Below are 19,207 nucleotides of genomic sequence, written 5' to 3'. Positions count from 1 at the left end.
TTCAGGATCGTGGATCGAACGCGTCGCGTAACGCTTCGCCAATGAACACCAGCAAGGACAGAATCAGTGCCAGGGTGAAAAACGCCGTCAGTCCGAGCCACGGCGCTTGCAGGTTCTGTTTGCCCTGACCGATCAACTCGCCCAGCGAGGCACTGCCAGCGGGCATGCCGAAGCCGAGGAAGTCGAGGGCGGTGAGGGTGGAAATCGCCCCGGTCAGAATGAACGGCAAGTAACTCAACGTCGCGTTCATGGCGTTGGGCAGGATGTGTCGGAAAATCACCTTGCGGTCGCTCAGGCCTAGCGCACGAGCTGCTTTGACGTATTCCAGGTTGCGCCCGCGCAGGAACTCGGCGCGCACCACGTCCACCAGGGACAGCCACGAAAACAGCGCCATGATCCCCAGCAGCCACCAGAAGTTTGGCTCGACGAAACCGGACAGGATGATCAGCAGGTACAACACTGGCAATCCGCTCCAGACCTCCAGCAGGCGTTGTCCGAGCAGATCGACCCAGCCGCCGTAATAGCCTTGCAGAGCGCCGGCGGCAATGCCGATCAGCGCGCTGACGGCGGTCAGCATCAAGGCAAACAGGATCGATACCCGAGCACCGAAAATCACCCGCGCCAACACGTCGCGCGCCTGATCGTCAGTGCCCAGCCAGTTGACCGTCGAAGGTGGGCTCGGCGCGGGCTGATTGAGGTCGTAGTTGGGCGTGTCATCGCTGAACGGAATCGGCGGAAACACCAGCCAGCCACCGTCCTTGCGGATCAGCTTCTGCACATAGTCACTGCGGTAGTCGGCCTGGAACGGCAGTTGCCCGCCAAACGCCTGCTCGGTGTAACGCTTGAACACCGGGAAGTAGAACTGGCCCTGATAACTGACGACCAGCGGTTTGTCGTTGGCGATCAGTTCACCGCCCAGCGTCATGATGAACAGTCCGATGAACAGCCACAGCGACCACCAGCCACGGCGGTTTTTCTTGAATCGCGTGAAACGGCGACGGCCCAGAGGCGAGAGCTTGAACATCAGGCGTTCCTCGCGGCGAAGTCGATGCGTGGATCGACCAGGGTGTAGCACAGGTCGCCGATCAGTTTTATCAAGAGGCCGAACAGGGTGAAGATGAACAGTGAACCGAACACCACCGGGTAGTCCCGGGAAACCGCAGCCTCGTAACTCATGCGGCCGAGACCGTCGAGGGAGAAGATCACTTCGATCAGCAGCGAGCCGGCAAAGAACACGCTGATGAACACCTGTGGAATCCCCGACACCACCAGCAGCATTGCGTTGCGGAACACATGGCCGTAGAGCACACGGCGTTCGCTCAGACCTTTGGCGCGGGCGGTGACCACATACTGGCGGGTGATTTCATTGAGGAACGAGTTTTTGGTGAGGATCGTCAACGTGGCGAAGCCGCCGATCACCAGCGCCGTCACTGGCAACACCAGATGCCAGAAGTAGTCGGCGATCTTGCCCAGGGTCGACAGCGATTCGAAATTGTCGGAGACCAGCCCACGCACCGGGAACCAGTTCAGCGAGGTGCCACCGGCAAACACCACGATCAGAAACATCGCAAACAGAAACGCCGGCATCGCGTAGCCGATGATGATCGCGGTGCTGCTCCAGATGTCGAAATGGCTGCCATGATGCACCGCCTTGCGAATGCCCAGCGGGATCGACACCAGATAGGTGATCAGCGTCGCCCACAGACCGAGGGAGATGGTCACCGGCATTTTTTCGAGGATCAGATCAGTCACCGTGGCACCGCGGAAAAAGCTTTTGCCGAAATCCAGCTGCGCATAGTTCTTGAGCATCAACCACAGGCGTTCATGCGCCGGTTTGTCGAAACCGTACTGTTTTTCGATGTCCTTGATCAGTTGCGGATCAAGGCCACGGCTGGCGCGCGAGGTGCTGCTCATGGTTTCGCTGGCACTGCCGCCGACGCCGGCGCCGCCAATCCCCTGCAAATGGGCGATGGCCTGTTCGACCGGGCCGCCGGGAGCCGCCTGAATGATCACGAAATTGACCAGCAGGATGATCACCAGCGTCGGGATGATCAGCAACAGTCGCCGCAGAATGTATGCCCACATCAGTGCGGTCCTCCAGGTCTGCCACGGCCGATTTTCTCGGCGGTCATCTGCTGGTTGGTCAGCGGCGTGCTACTGATCTCCCACCAGCTCTCGATGGCTTCGTCATTGCTGGCCTGTATCGCCGGCATGCCGAAACGGTTCCACCAGACGGTGGAAGTGCCCGGCGGGTAATAGTTGGGGATCCAGTAGTAGTTCCACTGCAGCACGCGGTCCAGCGCATGGGCGTAATGCAGCATGTCGCTCTGGGTCGAGGCGCGGATCAGGCCGTTGATCAAGCTGTCGACCGCCGGGTTCTTCAGCACCATGTAGTTGTTGGCGCCGGGGTCGTTGGCCGAAATCGAACCGAAGTAGTTGAGCAACTCGCCACCCGGTGACGTGGTGACCGGGTAGCCGGTGACGATCATGTCGTAGTCACGGCTCATCAGGCGGTTGACGTATTGCGAGGAGTCGATGCGCCGGATATTGAGGTCGATGCCGATCTGCTTAAGCGTGCGTTTATATGGCAGGAGCAGGCGGTCCATGCCGTTCTGGCTGACCAGAAAGGTGAAGCTCAACGGTTCGCCCTCGGCGTTGACCAGTTGGTCGCCATCAGGTTTCCAGCCGGCCTGTTCGAGCAACTGCAGGGCTTGCAACTGTTTGTCGCGGATCAAGCCGCTGCCATCGGTTTTCGGTGCTTCGAAGACCTGGGTGAAGACTTCATCGGGAATCTGCCCGCGCAACGGTTCAAGGATCTTCAGTTCTGCGGCATCCGGCAATTGGCGGGCGGCCAGCGCGGAGTTGGAGAAGTAACTCTGCTGGCGGATGTACATGTTGCGCATCATCTGCCGGTTGCTCCACTCGAAATCCCAGAGCATCGCCAGCGCTTGGCGCACCCGGCGATCCTGGAACATCGGTTTTTGCAGATTGAACACGAAACCCTGGGCCGACTGCGGGGCTTCGGTGGCGAGGTGCGCTTTCTGCAAGCGGCCGTCGCTCAGCGCCGGGCTGTCATAGCCGATCGAGTAGCCGGTCGCGGAAAACTCGCGGTTGTAGTCATAGGCGCCGCCGCGCAGCACCTGGCGGGCAACATCGGTGTCGCCGAAGTACTCGATGCTGAAGTGATCGAAGTTGTACAGGCCGCGACTGACCGGCAGGTCCTTGCCCCACCAGTCGGGGTTGCGCTCAAAAGTGATGCTGCGGCCGGAGTCGACCTTGCCCACCCGGTACGGGCCGCTGCCCAGTGGCGGCTCGTAGCCGCCGCCACCAGCGAAGTCGCGGGTTTTCCACCAATGTTCGGGAAACACCGGCAGGGTGGCGATGTCCAGCGGCAAGGTACGATTCTCATTGCTCTTGAAGTCGAAACGCACGGTCAGTGGCGCTTCCACTTCGACGCCTTTGACGTCGGCGAATTGCGTGCGATAGCGCAGGCTGCCCTGGGTCATCAACAAGTCATAGGTGTAGCGCACGTCTTCGGCGGTGATCGGTGTGCCATCGGCGAAGCGCGCCTTGGGGTTGATAAAGAAGCGCAGGGACAACCCGTCTTCAGCGCGCTCCATCTTTTGCGCCACCAGGCCGTAGACGGTGTAAGGCTCGTCCATCGAACGCTGGGCCAGCGGCGAATAAAGCATGCCGTCAATCTGCGTGACGCCGATGCCTTTGTCGATGTACGGAAGGATGTGATCGAAGTGACCGATCTCTATCGCCGAACGGCGCAGGGTGCCGCCCTTGGGCGCCTGCGGATTGGTGTAGTCGAAGTGGCTGAAACCGGCCGGGTATTTGGCAGGTTCGCCATAGACGGTCAACGCGTGTTGCGGGGTGGCGTCCACACCAGCGGCGCCCAACAGCAGGGCCACGGCAGTGAACAGCAGAGAAGGGAAAGCCAGTCGCATTGTCAGCCTTAAAGCCGGGTGATCGATAAGCGCAATTTGTACGCGAGCGGTGCGTCAGCCGCCAGCCGTATCCTGTAACCGAAACACAACGGCCCACCAAAAGGCGGGCCGTTGGACAGCAATCAGGCGACGGATCAGTCCTGGCGGCTGGTGACTTCGAGCAGGTGATAACCGAACTGGGTCTTCACCGGGCCTTGCACGACGTTGATCGGCGCGCTGAATACCACAGTGTCGAATTCCTTGACCATCTGGCCAGGACCGAACGAACCCAGGTCGCCGCCCTGACGGCTGGACGGGCAGGTGGAGTTGGCTTTGGCGACTTCGGCGAAATCAGCACCGCCTTCGATCTGGGCCTTGAGTTCGTTGCACTTGTCTTCGCTGGAAACCAGGATGTGGCGGGCAGTGGCTTTGGCCATGGGGAAACTCTCCAATCTATTTCAGTAAAGTGTGGAGCCTACCGGATTCAGTAAGCGATTTCTCGGCAAAGTTCCGCTCGGTACATTGGCACGTGCCTACAGCTGTGCAGCCTTCAGGCGCATCGTGTGCTCGACATACAGTTCGACCGGATCATCGTCGCGTTTTCGCAGACCGCGGGGGTGACCCAGGCTGGCGAGGTGATCGAAAGGGTAGTCGGAGCGGATGACCGTGCCCAGATGCGAGCTGTAACGACCGACGAAACCGTCATTCTGCCCGGCTTCCATCGCAAAATGTCCCGACAATGCCCGGCAGACGGCATTCACCGGATCGAGTGTCTGTAGCAAATCGCCTTGCAGCGTGCCGCTCCAGGAATAGTAGTGGACGCCATTGACGCATTCCGCGCCGTGACCACCCCAAGTCGAGGGCAGGCCTTGAGGGTATTTGCGATTGAATTCGCCGACGCCCGCAGTTGTCAGGGCGTTGAGTGCCGCCACGGCGTTGCGTGGCATCGCCGGTTGACCGCTGAGCAACGAGAGAAAGTCAGCGAATTGCGTTGCAACCTGCTCTGCCACCTGCTCCGGCAGGTTTCCCGGAATCAGCGCCATGCGTAAAGCGTCAGCCAGTTCCGAACCGTGGTTGGGGCCGCTGACGGATGTCACTGAGGCCACGTTCTCCGGCATCAGGGCAGCGGCGTAGCGGCAGGCCAGCGCGCCTTGGCTATGCCCGATCAGGTTGACCTTGCCGGCACCGGTGCCTTGCAGCACGCGTTCGATCTGCCAGATTAATTGCTGGCCGCGTACTTCGTTGTCATGGGTAGCAGACAGCTGTGGCACGAACACCTGGCCGCCAGCTTCCCGCAGTGCTTGCTTGACATCATGAAAAAGCTCGAAATGACCGATACGGTCAAAGCCGAACAGGCCATGGACCAAAAGGATGGGGTAGCGTGTTGTCGCATTCCGTTGCATGTTCCTGCCTCTTTTGCAGATGTTTGTCAGTGGTTGATGCGTGCCACTGTAAAACAGGCCTAAGGGCGGGTGATGTCTGAAAAGTCCGCCTGTTTGTGAGGAAACTGGACAAAAAACTGTGCGATTTTTCGATTCTGCTTGAGGGGGGAGTCGGAACATTTGGCAATCTTTTGCCCTGTTTCTACCAAAACGCTGCCGGATGCCTACGTCATGCGGTGTGTTTACCCCCGGTTCGCAAGGCTCAGGGCTGACTTCGAGGATTCGCTGGATGATGTTCAATGGGTTTCGTTCGACGCGGCCTTGATGGCGGCGTTCTATCCAAGGAATGGAGCCACGAATGTCTATGTACGAAGCCAATGACGACTCTTCTGTAAAGCCGATAGCCAATACATCTCCCTTGTCGATTGATAGCGATGGCTGTGGTCATCTGAATTTTAAGGTGGACGGAGGTAGCCTCGAATTCAGCTATCACTCCACCTGCGTAGCTGCGCCAACTTCGAACTTGTGCCTGCCTGCTCCGATGCTTGAGGTCCTGGAGCAGGGAATGCTTGATCCTTCGCTGGGCAACGCATTCGTCAGGGTTGCGCCTTACCCGAACATGATGAGCGGCGACAGACTGGTATTGAGTTGGCACGGGATCGATGACGAAGGATTGCCCTATCGGCATGAGGCCTCGCGCTCTGTCAGCGATGGGCAAGTGGGCAAGGAAATCGTGTTTGCCATAAAAGGCGTACACGTCGCAGCGCTGGAGCGCGGTTCGCTGGAGCTTTACTGGACGCTATATAGCGTGGCCCTGTCCGAACCGGTGTCATCCTGTCGCCTGCAACTGGATGTAGGCGATCCAGAACCCGAGTTGCTTGCACCGATCATCGAAGAAACGGTGGGTGGCACACTTGATCCCGTTCGTGTGCCGCACGGCACGAGCGTCACCGTGCGACCTTATGCGCGCATGGCTGCCAGTGATCGGGTCACGCTGTCCTGGCAAGGTGCCGCACCAGCGTCGGTGTTCAATGATGTTGTGACTGTGGAGCAGTTTGCCGTCGGCGAAGCGCTTTCTTTCTGGATTGCTGCCGACTGCATCGCAGCCTGTTCCACTCAATCGGTAATGGTCAGCTATCAGATCAAGTCAATGGACGGACAGGTGAGGAACTCCGCAACCTCCCGAATTCTGATCGCACCGTTGATTCGTGGCGATCTGCCGGCGCCGCAGGTGCTGGAAGCGCAGGACGGCGAACTGGACGCAGACGATGCCGTGGACGGCGTGACCGTGGTGATCACTGATCCGCATGCAGAGGAAGGGGAGTTGGTGTACCTCAAGTGCGACGGGGAGTATTTCGGTCATCGCGATGATCGCGATATCACTCGGGAAACTGCCGGTCAGCCACTGGTATTCATCGTGCCTCACCGATTCTGGCGAGAGCATCGGGAAACCGTGGTGCAGGTGTCCTACTCGGTGGAGCGGCTGGATGACGTCAGCCAGGCTTCCGGCGTTACCCGTATCCGGGTGCGGGCGTAAGCCTGGGTTGAAGTTCCGAGTGACAGTTCAGCCTTTGCGGGATGCTGGCTCGCCCGCAGAGGTCGTTCAGAGCATCAGGCCTGAGGGCGTGCCCGAAGACGTTCGGCTGCGCTCGACAGCAACTGTTCCGTCGCGCTGAATCCCAGGCAGCCGTCGGTGACCGATACGCCATAGCGCAGGGCAGGGCTCAAAGGTTGGCAACCCTCGAACAGATGGGACTCGATCATCATGCCGATCAAGGAGCGATCACCTTGCAAGCGTTGCTCGAGCACCTCGTTGAATACGTGGGGCTGGCGCAGTGGATCCTTGCCGCTGTTGGCGTGACTGCAGTCGACCATGATCCGGCCTGGAATCTTCAGGCGGGTCAAGTCGGCATGTACCCGGGCCACGCTTTCGCGATCATAGTTCGGCCCATGATGGCCACCGCGCAGTACCAGGTGAGTGTCGGGGTTGCCCGAGGTCTGGATGATCGCCGGGTGGCCTTGGCTGTCGACGCCGAAGTGCCGATGTGGATGGGCAGCCGAACGCATGGCGTCGACGGCTACGGTCACGCCACCGTCGGTGCCGTTCTTGAAACCTACGGGCATGCTCAGACCACTGGCCATTTCCCGGTGGATCTGCGATTCGGTCGTACGTGCGCCGATGGCAACCCAGCCAAGCAGGTCGTCGAAGTAGCCGGCAGCCATCGGCTGCAGCAGTTCGGTGGCGATGGGTAGTCCCAGGCGAACCATCTCGAGCATCAATTCGCGCGACAGGGTCAGACCGGCGGCCATGTCGTCGCTGCCGTCCAGATGTGGGTCATAGGCCAAGCCTTTCCAGCCGACCGTGGTGCGTGGTTTTTCGACATAGGCGCGCATGACCAGCAGCATTTCGTCGCTGACGTCCTGTGCCAACCGGGCAAGTTTTTCGGCATATTCCAGCGCGGAGCGCGGGTCGTGAATCGAGCATGGGCCGACGACAATCAGCAGGCGCTGGTCTTCACCATCGAGAATCGCGCGGATCGCCTGGCGGTGGGCGGCGACTTGCTGGGCGAGAGCATTGTTCAGCGGCAATTGCTGCTTGAGCTGCAGCGAGCTGGGCAGGCGCAGGGTCAGCGCTTCGTTGGCAGAATTGAGGGTGGACAGTGGCAGAGCAGAAACAGACGAGTTCATATTCGGGATTCCTGGGCTGGTGGCGGGTGCTTCCCGCTCACTCGGCCCTACTGGGGTGTTCGACAATTGGCCGTATTGGCTACGTGTGTGTGCTTGCCACCTGTGGGTGACCGATCGGAGGCGGCAGGCTGTCCCGAGCGGAGGCTGGTAAATCGCCAGGCGGTAAAACTGTCGTAACGGTAATAAGTGGCGTAGTTCATGGCGTAAATCCTCAAAGTGTCTGGTGTGTTGCTGAAAAAGTGTGGGCCTGAAAAAACAAAACCCCCGGTCGGGAGGCCGACCGGGGGTTGAGAATTCTCTGGTAGGCGACCCGTTTACATGGGCGCCGTGTGGGTATCAGGCGCGCCAGTGGCTAAACCAATACCCAAAATAAAAGCTGACTGGAGCGCAAACGTCATTCACCCGGGCAGCCGCAACCGAGCGCGGGGCGCTGTCGGCACAAAGCTGTGAGAGGGCGTTGAACATGGTCTGTCTCCGATGAATGCGCCGAGCTTACTAGAGGCCCGTACGCCTGAGCAATCAGAAATTGCTATCGCTCATTCAGCGTGTGACCTATCGCTTGAGTGCTGCAGGCGTTGTGACACACTGGATGTTTTGTCAGAGTCCAAGGAAGAGTCATGTCGGTTTTCACTGTCGCAGCAGCCCAATCGTTTTCCGTTGCAGGTGATCTGGCCGCGAACATCACCGCTCATTTGCGCTTCATGGCCGCAGCGGCGGAGCAGGGTGTCGAGCTTCTGGTGTTCCCGGAACTGTCCCTGACAGGCTACGAAGGCCAGCTTGCCGCAGACATGGCGATCGATCCGCTGGACGCGGTGCTGCAACCCCTGCGCGATTACGCCCGAGAACTGGGCATCAGTGCTGTCGTCGGTATGCCGATTCGTCTGAAGGGAAGTTCGCAGGTATTGATTGGTGCGTTGACGTTAGCGAAGGACGGCTCTCTTGAGGTTTACAGCAAACAGCATCTGCACGCTGGCGAAGAGCGTTTCTTTGCGCCTGGCACCGGTGGCTCGACCCTTCGAATAGGCCGCGATACCGTGTCACTGGCGGTCTGTGCTGATTTTTCCCACGCCAGCCACGCGGCAGCGGCTGCTGGTCTTGGTGCCGACCTGTACGCCGCAGGTGTGCTGATTGGGGAAAGCGGCTATGGCGCGGACAGCGCGCTGCTACAGGGCTACGCGGAAAAGCACTCGATGGCGGTGCTGATGGCCAATCATGCCGGGCTCACGGGTGGGTGGCAGTCAGCAGGGCGCAGCGCGTTCTGGTCTGAAATCGGGGCGTTGATCGTTGCCGCGCCCGGGCCTGGAGAGTTGTTGGTGGTCGCTCGGCGTGACGCCGGTGGATGGCAGGGGCAGGTGGTGCCAGTGACGATCGCGCAATGAGCTACAGTTTGCGTCGCGCGCAACCAAATGACACGGCATTTGCCCGTGACCTGGCGTGTCGGAACATGCTGCGCTATTACATTGATCACGACCTGCTTTGGCAGGACGAAGCGTTTGATGTTGCCTGGTCCGGGCGTGACAACTGGTTGATCATGCGTGCTGAAATCGCCGTGGGATTCTTCAGTCTCAGTCGGGATCGCCGGGCACTGTACATACGCGAGTTGCAAGTGACTGAAGCGTTTCGCGGTCAGGGTGCAGGATCCTGGGCGCTTGATCAGGTTATCGTGATGGCCCGCACTGAAGGGTTCCCGGCGTTGCGTTTGACCGTATTCAAAAATAATCCGGCGCAAAGCCTGTATAAGAGAAAAGGCTTGAAGGTGTGCGGCGAGGACGAGTGTTTCCTGAGGATGCAGCTCGAATTCGGTACACCTGTGCTCTGAAACCCACGGCTGGCAAGCCTTCGATGATGAATTGAAACTTTTTAAATGCTGCTTGCCGCTAGGTCTGTCTGGCACTTTTTGCTAAGGTGTCGGGCATCCCAATAAGACCATTTCGCGAGGTGTCTGCTTGATTAGGGTGCTAGTGGTCGATGACCATGATCTCGTTCGTACAGGCATTACACGTATGCTGGCCGATATCGATGGCTTGCAGGTGGTTGGCCAGGCCGAATCCGGGGAAGAATCCCTGATCAAGGCCCGTGAGTTGAAACCCGATGTAGTCCTGATGGACGTCAAGATGCCCGGTATCGGTGGTCTTGAGGCGACGCGCAAGCTGTTGCGCAGCCATCCGGACATCAAGGTCGTCGCCGTCACGGTATGTGAGGAAGATCCGTTTCCTACACGCCTGTTGCAGGCCGGTGCCGCCGGTTACCTGACCAAGGGCGCCGGGTTGCCGGAAATGGTCCAGGCCATTCGGCTGGTATTTGCCGGGCAGCGTTACATCAGCCCGCAGATCGCCCAGCAACTGGCGATCAAGTCGTTTCAGCCGACCAACGATTCGCCGTTCGATGCTCTGTCCGAACGGGAAATCCAGATCGCATTGATGATTGTCGGCTGCCAGAAGGTGCAGATTATTTCCGACAAACTTTGCCTGTCGCCGAAAACGGTGAACACCTATCGCTATCGGATCTTCGAAAAGCTGTCGATCAGCAGTGATGTCGAGTTGACGTTGCTGGCTGTGCGCCACGGCATGGTTGATGCCAGCGCCTGATCATGACTGAAACATTCGATTCCGGCGCCTTCCTGGCGACTGTCAGTGGGCGTCCCGGCGTCTATCGCATGTTCGACAGCGAGGCACGCCTGCTTTACGTCGGCAAGGCCAAGAATCTCAAGAAGCGCCTTGCCAGCTACTTCCGCAAGACCGGACTGGCGCCGAAGACTGCTGCGCTTGTCGGGCGTATCGCGCAGGTCGAAACGACCATCACCGCCAACGAAACCGAAGCGTTGCTGCTTGAGCAGACCCTGATCAAGGAGTGGCGCCCGCCGTACAACATTCTGTTGCGCGACGATAAGTCCTACCCCTATGTGTTTCTTTCCGACGGTCAATTTCCGCGGCTGAGCATCCACCGCGGTGCAAAGAAAGCCAAGGGCAAGTATTTCGGCCCATACCCGAGCGCCGGGGCCATCCGCGAAAGCCTCAGCCTGTTGCAAAAAACCTTTTTCGTCCGTCAGTGCGAAGACAGTTACTACAAGAACCGCACACGCCCGTGTCTGCAATATCAGATCAAGCGCTGCAAGGCGCCTTGTGTCGGCCTGGTCGAACCTGAGGTGTATGCCGAGGATGTTCGCCATTCGGTGATGTTTCTTGAGGGCCGCAGTCACGCACTGACCAATGAGCTTTCTACGGCGATGGAAGAGGCAGCAATCAATCTGGAGTTCGAGCGTGCTGCCGAGTTGCGCGACCAGATTGCCTTGCTGCGCAGGGTTCAGGATCAGCAAAGCATGGAGGGCGGCACCGGCGATATCGACGTCATCGCAGCCTTCGTCAACCCGGGCGGCGCCTGCGTTCATTTGATCAGTGTGCGCGGCGGGCGCGTGCTGGGCAGCAAGAATTTCTTTCCGCAGGTGGGTATTGAAGAAGACGTTGCTGAAGTCATGGCCGCGTTCCTTGGCCAGTACTTCATCAGCAGTCCGGAGCGCGACTTGCCGAGCGAGTTGATCGTCAACGTGGTTCCAGAAGACGCAACGGCGTTGATCGAAGTCATTCACGAGTTACGCGGTCGAGAATTGACCATCAGTCTTCGGGTACGTGGCACGCGGGCGCGCTGGCAGCAATTGGCGGTCACCAATGCCGAGCAGGCGCTGGGCGCGCGCCTGGCCAACCGGCAACACACGGCCGCGCGCTTCGATGCGCTGGCCGAAGTGTTGAACCTGGATGAGCCGCCGCAGCGCCTGGAGTGCTATGACATCAGTCATTCCAGTGGTGAGGCGACCGTTGCCTCCTGTGTCGTGTTCGGCCCGGAAGGCGCGATCAAGTCCGATTATCGTCGCTACAACATTGAGGGCGTCACAGCTGGCGATGACTATGCCGCCATGCACCAGGCGTTGACCCGCCGCTTCAGCAAACTGAAGGACGGGGAGGGCAAACTGCCGGACATTCTGTTGGTGGACGGCGGCAAAGGGCAGTTGTCGATGGCCCGTGATGTGCTGAATGAGCTGGCAGTGCCTGATCTCATTCTCTTGGGTGTGGCGAAAGGAGCAACACGTAAGGCTGGTTTCGAGACTTTGTATCTTAATGATGCTGCGCACGAGTTCACTCTGCGGGGCGACTCGCCGGCACTGCATCTGATCCAGCAGATTCGCGACGAAGCCCACCGGTTCGCGATTACCGGACACCGCGCGCGCCGCGGTAAAACCCGCCGTACGTCGACACTTGAAGGCGTTGCAGGTGTCGGGCCTACCCGGCGCCGCGACTTGTTGAAACATTTTGGTGGATTGCAGGAGCTGTCTCGTGCAAGCATCGAAGAGATCGCCAAAGCACCGGGGATCAGTAAAAAGCTCGCAGAGTCGATTTATGCAAACCTGCATAGCGAGTAGAATGCCAACTCACCTCGTAGCCAGTTGTGCCGATGAATATCCCTAATCTGATTACCGTTCTCCGCGTCCTGCTCATCCCGATCTTCATTTTGCTGTTTTACCTGCCTTACCAGTGGAGTTACATGGCTTCCGCCTCGGTATTCGCCTTTGCGGCGGCGACTGACTGGCTGGATGGCTATCTGGCCCGTCGTCTGGAACAAAGCACGCCGTTCGGTGCGTTCCTCGATCCGGTCGCCGACAAACTGATGGTGGCAGTGGCTTTGGTGCTGCTGGTACAGGAACACGGCAACTTGTGGCTGACACTTCCTGCTGCCGTCATCATTGGCCGCGAGATTGTCGTATCGGCCTTGCGTGAATGGATGGCCGAACTCGGTGCCCGCGCTCATGTGGCGGTGTCCAATCTCGGCAAGTGGAAAACCGCCGCCCAGATGCTGGCGCTGGTGATCCTGCTGGCCAACCCTCGTGACTTCAGCTTCTGGGTCTTCCTGGGTTACGCCTTGTTGCTGATCTCGGCAGGCCTGACATTGTGGTCGATGGTTCAATACTTGCGGGCTGCCTGGCCGCATCTGAAAACCGACGTTGAAAAGAAATAAAAGTTTTTTGAATCAAAGGGTTGACGGGGCTTCTGAAATCTATAGAATGCGCAACACCAAGCGGGAATAGCTCAGTTGGTAGAGCACGACCTTGCCAAGGTCGGGGTCGCGAGTTCGAGTCTCGTTTCCCGCTCCAAGTTTGTACGCGGTTGTTGTTGTGCTACTAGCAGCGATCGTTTGAGGCCGAGTAGCAAAATGGTTATGCAGTGGATTGCAAATCCACCTACGCCGGTTCGATTCCGACCTCGGCCTCCACTCTTAAAAACCCCGTAGATCAATGATCTACGGGGTTTTTTATTGCCTGCAAGAAAGTCGGGTGTTCCGCAATTTTTCTCATATGCTCCGCAACTTGGCAGGCATGCTGATGTGGATTCCGATCTCGATGATCGGTGGTGGTCGCAAACGTGGCAATTTGATGTCGTTTTCGGTACGATTTGTATTCAAATTGAGGTTGAGTGAGGGGGCGGTGGTGATATCTGATCGTGAAATTGCGTTGGAGCAGGCGCTTGTCGCAGCGTTTGGCGCGGCTGCCGAGCTTGGTATTGATCACGATACTTTGTGTGACGCTTCCAGAGAGCTTATTCAGCGCTACAGTAAATATGTAAAACTGAATTACCCCCACGTCGACAGCGCTCAGAAAGAGTTGATGGGGGCTTGGGAGCAGTTCAAGGCTATAGAGGGGAAATAACCTTGCGGCCTTGGTCCTGTGTCGCTTCTGCGTGGACTCTAAAGTGCTTGATGTGCCTCAAGCGCATGAGTGTTTAAAGTCGGGTTGCGTAGCTCCTCGTTTATTTCCTCAATGGCGTTCCAGACAGGCATCGCCATTTCCTTGCGTCGGATTTCATCCTCTCTGCGCCGCATTATAGAAGGCATCGGGCTCTAGCTTTTTTTTAATGCGTGTGCGGCTGGCTTCAGCTCATGGGGGCATGGCTGGTCGTGCAGGATGCAGAGAAAAGATCGCGCAGTGCTCGTCTAGACGCTTTTGAATTTGATGCGATAGAGGCAGAGGGAAGGAGTTGCTAATGCTCCTTCCTTCTGCCTTGGTGGGCGTTTCTATGTTGCAACTCTTGAAATGACTTGATTCAGAGTATTCAATTCTTTTGCGTTGTTTGTTTTCGAGATTATCAAGCGAATTCTCTCGATTGGAATGTCTACTGCATAATAGGCGATAAAGGCAAACAAGAAAGTGCCGATTAGTGAGACAACTGATTTATCCAATTCGCCTTCGTAGTAATGCAGTACCACGGACATTACGACAAAATGTCCGAGGTATACCGGGTACGCGAGCTGGCCGGTAATCCTGTCGATCTTTGATTTTTTTGTAAGCTCAAACAAGAAGGGCGTGCAGACAAAAACAGTCAAGTAAAACAACCAGGAGAGCGGAGCGTCCTGATCGCCGCTTGTCCAGAGTTGAGGGGTGACTATGAAAACAATTAAAGCTAATGCAGAAATCTTTCCGGCCATTATGACCCAGGATTTGTTTTTGGCTTCGATATACAACCTGTAGGCCAATACGCCGAGCATGAAGAAGGCTATCGACGATGGGAAGAAGAAATATCTCCAAGGGACGACGGGGAAATCCAAGGCGTAAAGGGTGATTCTCAGTACTACTCCGGCCATCGTCAAGGCGAGTATCGTTTTGAGCGATCTGGTAACAATGAATGGTGCAAGGACGTAAAAATACAGTTCCAGGCTGAGGGACCATACAGGGCCGATGACATAGTTCCAGTTCTCCGGTGTGGAGAAAGGAATGAGTTCGGCGCCAAAGAAAAAGGCATTACAAAAAAGAGCGACCGGCATGAGCCACTCTTTTCCTGGTTCGGTGTCGAAAACCAGAAATGATTTTTCACCCGTTGAGAGTATCAGCCATGCAAAGAGTATAAGCATCAGCCAGTTGACAGGATAAAGTCTTAGAGCCCGATTAAGGTAAAATTTACCGGCGCCATTGCTTAGCTTTGAGTATTTCTCTGTGATCACCATTGAAATGTAAAAGCCAGACAAAATAAAAAATGCAAAAACTGCGTGCCCTGACCAAATGAAAATGTTTGCACTTTGGTGGGTTACTGAAATCTCTCGTCCTAGAATTTCATGTGCGTGGTCGATGAATACTGCCAATGCCAGTATTAGTCGGAAGAATCCCATCATCCAGTTCCTTGTTGTTGTTTTTTGCGCGGCATGGTACAGATTTGTATAAAAAATGTAACTGAATTGTTACGGAATTTTTTTGGATTTGTGATGTCTCGCTGAAAATTGTTAAGTCGCCCTCCAGCGCACGGTGGATTCAAGGGGCGAGGGAGGTCGCGATTGATACCAATCAGTAAGGTTTTTACGTGCAGGTTTGTTGACTTGCGATGCGCTGCTGCCGACGAGCCTTTGACGTGCGCTCAGAACGGCAAGCCGTGGGATCAACCTGGCGTGAAGGGGCCTTAAAAATCAGTAGCTTGCGAGCGACGAATAGTGCTAACCTATTGAAATTCTGAGCTTTATAGGTGAACTGCAAATCTACTTGCAGCAGTTCGATACCAACCTCGAGCTCCACCGCAAACAAGCTCTGTAGATCTATGATTTACTCAGCTTTTTTATTTTCAGTGCGCTGCAAGATTTAGTCTTGAAATGAGCCACTGTGAACTTGCTTCACCGGGAACTGATGTATATATTTCCCGCTCTGCTTCACACGGCTCAACAGTGTCAGGTTCGTTGAACGACTGATATGAGCGCCGTACCGCGCTACCGCCCGAATGGCGAAACTGGTAGACGCATGGGACTTAAAATCCCCCGCTCGTAAGGGCGTGCCGGTTCGATTCCGGCTTCGGGCACCATTAATATCAAGGGCTTGCATGACATACCTCATGCAAGCCCTTAGTTCTTTTTTCCGCAATGAAAAAATCTTTTCCGCAATTCGTGACCGTCAGTCACTTCGTAGGGGTAACCTTCATCCCCTTGCGCATTCGGATGTACTGTTCTGTCATCCCAACGGTCGTATGTCCTAGCTGGTCCCTAGCTTCTCGGATGCTCCCTGTTGACTCCTCCTTATCCGTCGCCGCTTTTGCTCTTAGGTCGCGCATCTGAAATTCTGCTTTTGGAATTCCGGCTGCTTCCCTGGCGTCATCAAACCGCTTTCTGAGCATGCTGGTCGTCATTGGCTGCCCAGAGTCGATTACTACCAGACGTGTTGATCTGATTTTGTGTCCAGCCTTTCGTGTCATGATCCGATCGATTACGACTTTGAGCTCACCAATGATCTCGATCCTTCGTTTAGCCCCGGTCTTGCCTTGCTGAACGGAGAGCTTTCCGTCTTTGATGTCTCGCTCATCCATCTTCAATGTGTCTGCGATCCTCTGGCCCGTTAGGTAGAACAGGTCCAAAGCGTCCCTCAATGGTTGATCCGCATGCCGGTAGGCTCTGGCAAGTACGTCGTCTTCAACATATATGTCGCGACCTGTTTCTTTATTGCCTTTCACGCCTGAGCAAGGATTTGCCAAGGATGTATAGCCATTCTCGCGAGCAAAGTTCCAGATGGAGCTGAGTAGTGCCTTCTCCCGATTCGCGCGAATAGGTGCTGTCTTGCCACGATGACGAAGGTACTGGCTGACATGTTTCGGTTCGATAGCTTCTAGAGGAGCGGGCGGGTCATTGAAGAACAGAAGAAGGTTTTTCAGTTCGCGCGCGTTGTCCTTTTGGGTGGCGTGGGCTTTTGTGGGAACCACCTCATTCATATAAAGCTCGGCTACGTAAGCAAAGGTAAGTACGGTTTGCGTCAGAGCTTGAGAGACACGGCTTTTTTCGAGTTTTGCGTACTCTAGTACGGCTAGGCCGTAATCTGTACCTAGCGGGATTTCCTTGCGTGGTTTCCCGCCAGTGTCATAGAGGTAATAGGTGGTGTTGCCGCGTTTTCTCTCGCGCAGCCGAGGAATGCTCCCCGGCTTTGTTGGTCTTCGTCCCATTTATCCCACCAGGCGCGGCTGCCACGTTGGAGTTTCTGTCGCGTTGGTTGTTGCTCCTGTCAGCGCGGATGCAATCACGCAAGGCCAGCCATTGCGCTTGATGGTATGACGAATGCCATTGCGCTTCAGTACCGTTATCTGACCGGCCTTAGTTTTAGCTCCGGTCAGCTCGCAAACCTGCTCATGGCTAAGAAATTGAATGTTCATGCTGCCTCCTTGCTAGGAAATACAGAGCGCTTCGAATGCGCTTGCTGCCACGACTGGAACCTGTCCGTTGCCAATGGCCTTAAGTCGGTCCACCCGATGGGCCATCCCATTAGCCACTCGGCCCATTCCGGGTTCAGATGACCACCATCCTGTGCCATCACGGCGTGATCCAGCCGATCGTTCGAACGGTCGGCCCCTGATCGGCGAGTTAGTGCCGCGGGGGAGGATCCCTTTGCCATGCTCGCCACTGGTGTTGGCCATCGTCTGGTGGGTGTCTTCTGCGATGAGCCAGATCCGGTCGCGCTGATAAGGGGCACCAAGGTCAGCCGCTCCGATAACACCCCATCGCGCGTCATACCCCATTTCGGCAAGGTCACCGAGCACCACGGCAAGTCCTCTTCCCACAAGCAATGGTGAGTTCTCCAGTTCGACGTAACGCGGTCGTACCTCATCGGTAATTCGTGCCATCTGCCGCCGCAGTCCGGAACGGGCGCCGGCGATACCGAGCCCGTTGCCTGCAACCGAGATGTCTTGGCAAGGAAATCCTCCTGAAACCACGTCAACAAGGCCTCGCCAAGGACGTCCGTCAAAACTGCACACGTCAGACCAAATCGGGAAAGGCGGGAGCAGTCCATCGGTTTGTCGTTGCGCCAGAATCTGTGCGGCGTAGGCATCACACTCAACGGCGCAGACGGTGCGCCAGCCGAGGAGGTGTCCGCCGAGTATTCCGCCACCAGCGCCTGCGAAAAGAGCCAACTCATTCACGCAGCCTCCACAGTGACTTGCGCGGCGCTGGAGAGTGGTTGTCCGACTTTGTTGCCCTCAATTCCTGATTGCAACTGCGCAGCCATCGCAAGCACCTGATCGCGCAGGGACCGGGCATCACGCTCAAGCTTCTTGCCGGTACGAAAGGCGCTGTAGGTCTCGGCGGCGATCCGCAGCAGCTCGCCGATATCGACCAGCGTCTGGTGCTCGGCCGGGCCGAAGAGTGGACCTGCTTCAAATCGTTTGCAGGTGTGTGCCAGGCGCGCGTGATCGGGCCGGATGAACTGCGGGGAGGCCTGAAGCTCGCGGATGGTTTTGGCGCTTGCGGCGCGCTGGATGTCTTCACCCTTGCGCAGGCCGGTCTCCAGGCCATCGCTACGGCCCATGATGTAACCGCCCCAAACTAGGAGGGCCGCCATAATGATCAGGATGACGAGTGCACCTGCTTGTACTGAAGTCATCATTTGGTGTGCTCCTGGGGCTGTCGTTGGCTGGTGGAAACTGCCGTCAGTGATGTGGGTGCAGCATCGGGTTGGTCGTCCTGCTGTCGCTGCATGTCCTCATCAGCCTTGTAGGCGCAGATGTCGATCAACGAGGCCATGTGCCGTATGTGGACGTATTTGAGTGCCTTGCGACTGGCGTCGATCGTGGTGATCGGAAGCTGAATCCTGCCGTTGTAGATCTCAGTCACGAACAGCTGTGAATTCAGGTTCCGAAAATAGGCCTCTCGTATTTTCTCTAGCGGGATCAGTACATTCCCGAAAGTGCGATAGAGCATTTCAACGGTGGTCGATTCAGGCGCCGGATGCAGGCGAAGCGGATTCTGCGTAGCGTTACTCATGGCCTTGTCGAGCCTCCTTGCGTTGTTGTCGTGCCGGGTGGTTCCAGGTGTTCAGGCAGTGGCGTTTAGTCAGCTCGCGCAGATGTTCGGGCACTTCGAGGAGCGCGGCGTTGCGCTCCTCGCGTGTGCGCATGGCAACGATCTGGCGGGCGTACTCCCTAGGCCACGTCACGGCGGTCTGCCGGGATGGCGGGAAGATCAATGCCCAGCTGCTCAGCCAGCCAGCGGATGCCGGCTTGTTTGATCCGGGTCGACTGGCTGTACTGCATGCCGTATTTCTCGTCGTACCAGGGGCTGTCCTTGATCCGTAGATAATCGTTGTCGCGCTCGAGGTCCGCCGGCAGGTTTCCCTTAAGCAGACCCTTTTCGCGCATGCGGGCGATGAGCTTGGGTCGGGTCAGGCCGAGATGAGCAGCTGTTTGGGCGAGGGTTCGTTCCATG

At 57.0% G+C, this 19,207-nt stretch carries 21 protein-coding genes and 3 tRNA genes; 10 read left to right on the top strand and 14 right to left on the bottom strand.

Translation table 11 applies throughout. The features are described from left to right. Position 1: 1 nt before the first annotated feature. The 5 genes from U862_RS0122705 to U862_RS0122685 form a co-directional block, all read right to left on the bottom strand. The gene (locus U862_RS0122705) at positions 2–1,024 is read right to left on the bottom strand and encodes an ABC transporter permease (protein ID WP_025112512.1); all 1,023 of its coding nucleotides are present in this window, start codon (positions 1,022–1,024) and stop codon (positions 2–4) included. Next, positions 1,024–2,085 carry a microcin C ABC transporter permease YejB gene (locus tag U862_RS0122700; RefSeq protein WP_025112511.1) on the bottom strand — a complete coding sequence of 354 codons (1,062 nt, stop codon included), beginning with the start codon at positions 2,083–2,085 and terminating at the stop codon, positions 1,024–1,026. The genes U862_RS0122705 and U862_RS0122700 overlap by 1 nt, the downstream gene beginning before the upstream one ends. Beyond that, the gene (locus U862_RS0122695; protein ID WP_025112510.1) at positions 2,085–3,953 is read right to left on the bottom strand and encodes an extracellular solute-binding protein; all 1,869 of its coding nucleotides are present in this window, start codon (positions 3,951–3,953) and stop codon (positions 2,085–2,087) included. Before U862_RS0122695 ends, U862_RS0122700 begins: the two co-directional genes overlap by 1 nt. A gap of 134 nt (positions 3,954–4,087) precedes the next feature. Next, the gene (locus tag U862_RS0122690; protein WP_007912303.1) at positions 4,088–4,369 is read right to left on the bottom strand and encodes a peptidylprolyl isomerase; all 282 of its coding nucleotides are present in this window, start codon (positions 4,367–4,369) and stop codon (positions 4,088–4,090) included. Between the two features lie 96 nt (positions 4,370–4,465). Continuing rightward, positions 4,466–5,335 (bottom strand): triacylglycerol lipase, encoded by an 870-nt coding sequence (locus U862_RS0122685; protein WP_025112509.1) that lies wholly within the window; start codon positions 5,333–5,335, stop codon positions 4,466–4,468. 544 nt (positions 5,336–5,879) lie between these two features. On the opposite strand from U862_RS0122685, the gene U862_RS0122680 reads away from it, so the two are divergent. Continuing rightward, complete coding sequence (locus U862_RS0122680; RefSeq protein ID WP_256214728.1) at positions 5,880–6,851, top strand: hypothetical protein; 972 nt, start codon at positions 5,880–5,882, stop codon at positions 6,849–6,851. 74 nt (positions 6,852–6,925) lie between these two features. Here the strand turns inward: U862_RS0122680 and U862_RS0122675 are convergent, their stop codons facing one another. Continuing rightward, on the bottom strand, positions 6,926–8,002 hold the full coding sequence (locus tag U862_RS0122675; RefSeq protein ID WP_025112507.1) for a 3-deoxy-7-phosphoheptulonate synthase: 1,077 nt from the start codon (positions 8,000–8,002) through the stop codon (positions 6,926–6,928). 617 nt (positions 8,003–8,619) lie between these two features. Between U862_RS0122675 and U862_RS0122670 the strand changes: the two genes are divergently transcribed. The 8 genes from U862_RS0122670 (at position 8,620) to U862_RS0122635 (ending at position 13,697) form a co-directional block, all read left to right on the top strand. Beyond that, positions 8,620–9,381, top strand: a complete 762-nt coding sequence (locus U862_RS0122670) for a carbon-nitrogen hydrolase family protein (protein WP_025112506.1) — start codon at positions 8,620–8,622, stop codon at positions 9,379–9,381. Then, the gene (locus tag U862_RS0122665; RefSeq protein WP_025112505.1) at positions 9,378–9,821 is read left to right on the top strand and encodes a GNAT family N-acetyltransferase; all 444 of its coding nucleotides are present in this window, start codon (positions 9,378–9,380) and stop codon (positions 9,819–9,821) included. Before U862_RS0122670 ends, U862_RS0122665 begins: the two co-directional genes overlap by 4 nt. Positions 9,822–9,948: 127 nt before the next feature. Next, positions 9,949–10,590, top strand: a complete 642-nt coding sequence (uvrY, locus tag U862_RS0122660; protein WP_024012761.1) for a UvrY/SirA/GacA family response regulator transcription factor — start codon at positions 9,949–9,951, stop codon at positions 10,588–10,590. A gap of 2 nt (positions 10,591–10,592) precedes the next feature. Further along, complete coding sequence (gene uvrC, locus U862_RS0122655; RefSeq protein WP_025112504.1) at positions 10,593–12,416, top strand: excinuclease ABC subunit UvrC; 1,824 nt, start codon at positions 10,593–10,595, stop codon at positions 12,414–12,416. 32 nt (positions 12,417–12,448) lie between these two features. Next, positions 12,449–13,009, top strand: coding sequence for a CDP-diacylglycerol--glycerol-3-phosphate 3-phosphatidyltransferase (pgsA, locus tag U862_RS0122650; protein WP_025112503.1), 561 nt, complete (start codon positions 12,449–12,451; stop codon positions 13,007–13,009). Positions 13,010–13,069: 60 nt separating this feature from the next. Beyond that, positions 13,070–13,145 (top strand) — tRNA-Gly (locus U862_RS0122645). Positions 13,146–13,190: 45 nt separating this feature from the next. Continuing rightward, positions 13,191–13,264, top strand: a tRNA-Cys gene (locus U862_RS0122640). A 22-nt stretch (positions 13,265–13,286) separates the two neighbouring features. Further along, the gene (locus U862_RS0122635; protein WP_049828038.1) at positions 13,287–13,697 is read left to right on the top strand and encodes a hypothetical protein; all 411 of its coding nucleotides are present in this window, start codon (positions 13,287–13,289) and stop codon (positions 13,695–13,697) included. A gap of 365 nt (positions 13,698–14,062) precedes the next feature. Here the strand turns inward: U862_RS0122635 and U862_RS0122625 are convergent, their stop codons facing one another. After that, positions 14,063–15,154: an acyltransferase gene (locus U862_RS0122625; RefSeq protein ID WP_081794913.1), complete on the bottom strand. Its 1,092-nt coding sequence runs from the start codon at positions 15,152–15,154 to the stop codon at positions 14,063–14,065. A gap of 587 nt (positions 15,155–15,741) precedes the next feature. Between U862_RS0122625 and U862_RS0122620 the strand changes: the two genes are divergently transcribed. Beyond that, positions 15,742–15,828: transfer RNA gene (locus U862_RS0122620), tRNA-Leu, on the top strand. 93 nt (positions 15,829–15,921) lie between these two features. Here U862_RS0122620 and xerC read toward each other — a convergent pair. The 7 genes from xerC to U862_RS0122585 are packed head-to-tail and all read right to left on the bottom strand — an operon-like array spanning position 15,922 to position 19,206. After that, complete coding sequence (gene xerC, locus U862_RS0122615; RefSeq protein ID WP_025112500.1) at positions 15,922–16,953, bottom strand: tyrosine recombinase XerC; 1,032 nt, start codon at positions 16,951–16,953, stop codon at positions 15,922–15,924. Beyond that, a complete protein-coding gene (locus tag U862_RS0122610; protein WP_025112499.1) occupies positions 16,954–17,160 on the bottom strand; it encodes a DUF4224 domain-containing protein in 207 nt (68 codons plus the stop codon). Between the two features lie 12 nt (positions 17,161–17,172). Beyond that, positions 17,173–17,925 carry a DNA cytosine methyltransferase gene (locus U862_RS0122605; RefSeq protein ID WP_025112498.1) on the bottom strand — a complete coding sequence of 251 codons (753 nt, stop codon included), beginning with the start codon at positions 17,923–17,925 and terminating at the stop codon, positions 17,173–17,175. After that, complete coding sequence (locus U862_RS0122600) at positions 17,922–18,389, bottom strand: hypothetical protein (protein WP_029977793.1); 468 nt, start codon at positions 18,387–18,389, stop codon at positions 17,922–17,924. The genes U862_RS0122605 and U862_RS0122600 overlap by 4 nt, the downstream gene beginning before the upstream one ends. Then, positions 18,386–18,766 (bottom strand): pyocin activator PrtN family protein, encoded by a 381-nt coding sequence (locus U862_RS0122595; RefSeq protein WP_025112496.1) that lies wholly within the window; start codon positions 18,764–18,766, stop codon positions 18,386–18,388. Before U862_RS0122595 ends, U862_RS0122600 begins: the two co-directional genes overlap by 4 nt. Next, positions 18,759–18,938, bottom strand: coding sequence for a hypothetical protein (locus U862_RS30805; protein ID WP_025112495.1), 180 nt, complete (start codon positions 18,936–18,938; stop codon positions 18,759–18,761). Before U862_RS30805 ends, U862_RS0122595 begins: the two co-directional genes overlap by 8 nt. Beyond that, positions 18,925–19,206: a phage antirepressor KilAC domain-containing protein gene (locus tag U862_RS0122585; RefSeq protein ID WP_025112494.1), complete on the bottom strand. Its 282-nt coding sequence runs from the start codon at positions 19,204–19,206 to the stop codon at positions 18,925–18,927. Before U862_RS0122585 ends, U862_RS30805 begins: the two co-directional genes overlap by 14 nt. Position 19,207: the final 1 nt, after the last annotated feature.

Source organism: Pseudomonas sp. H1h, from assembly GCF_000633255.1.
In the GTDB taxonomy this organism is placed as follows: Bacteria; Pseudomonadota; Gammaproteobacteria; order Pseudomonadales; family Pseudomonadaceae; genus Aquipseudomonas.
Note: the sequence above shows the minus strand (reverse complement) of the source record. Positions and strands in the feature narration are given on the sequence as shown.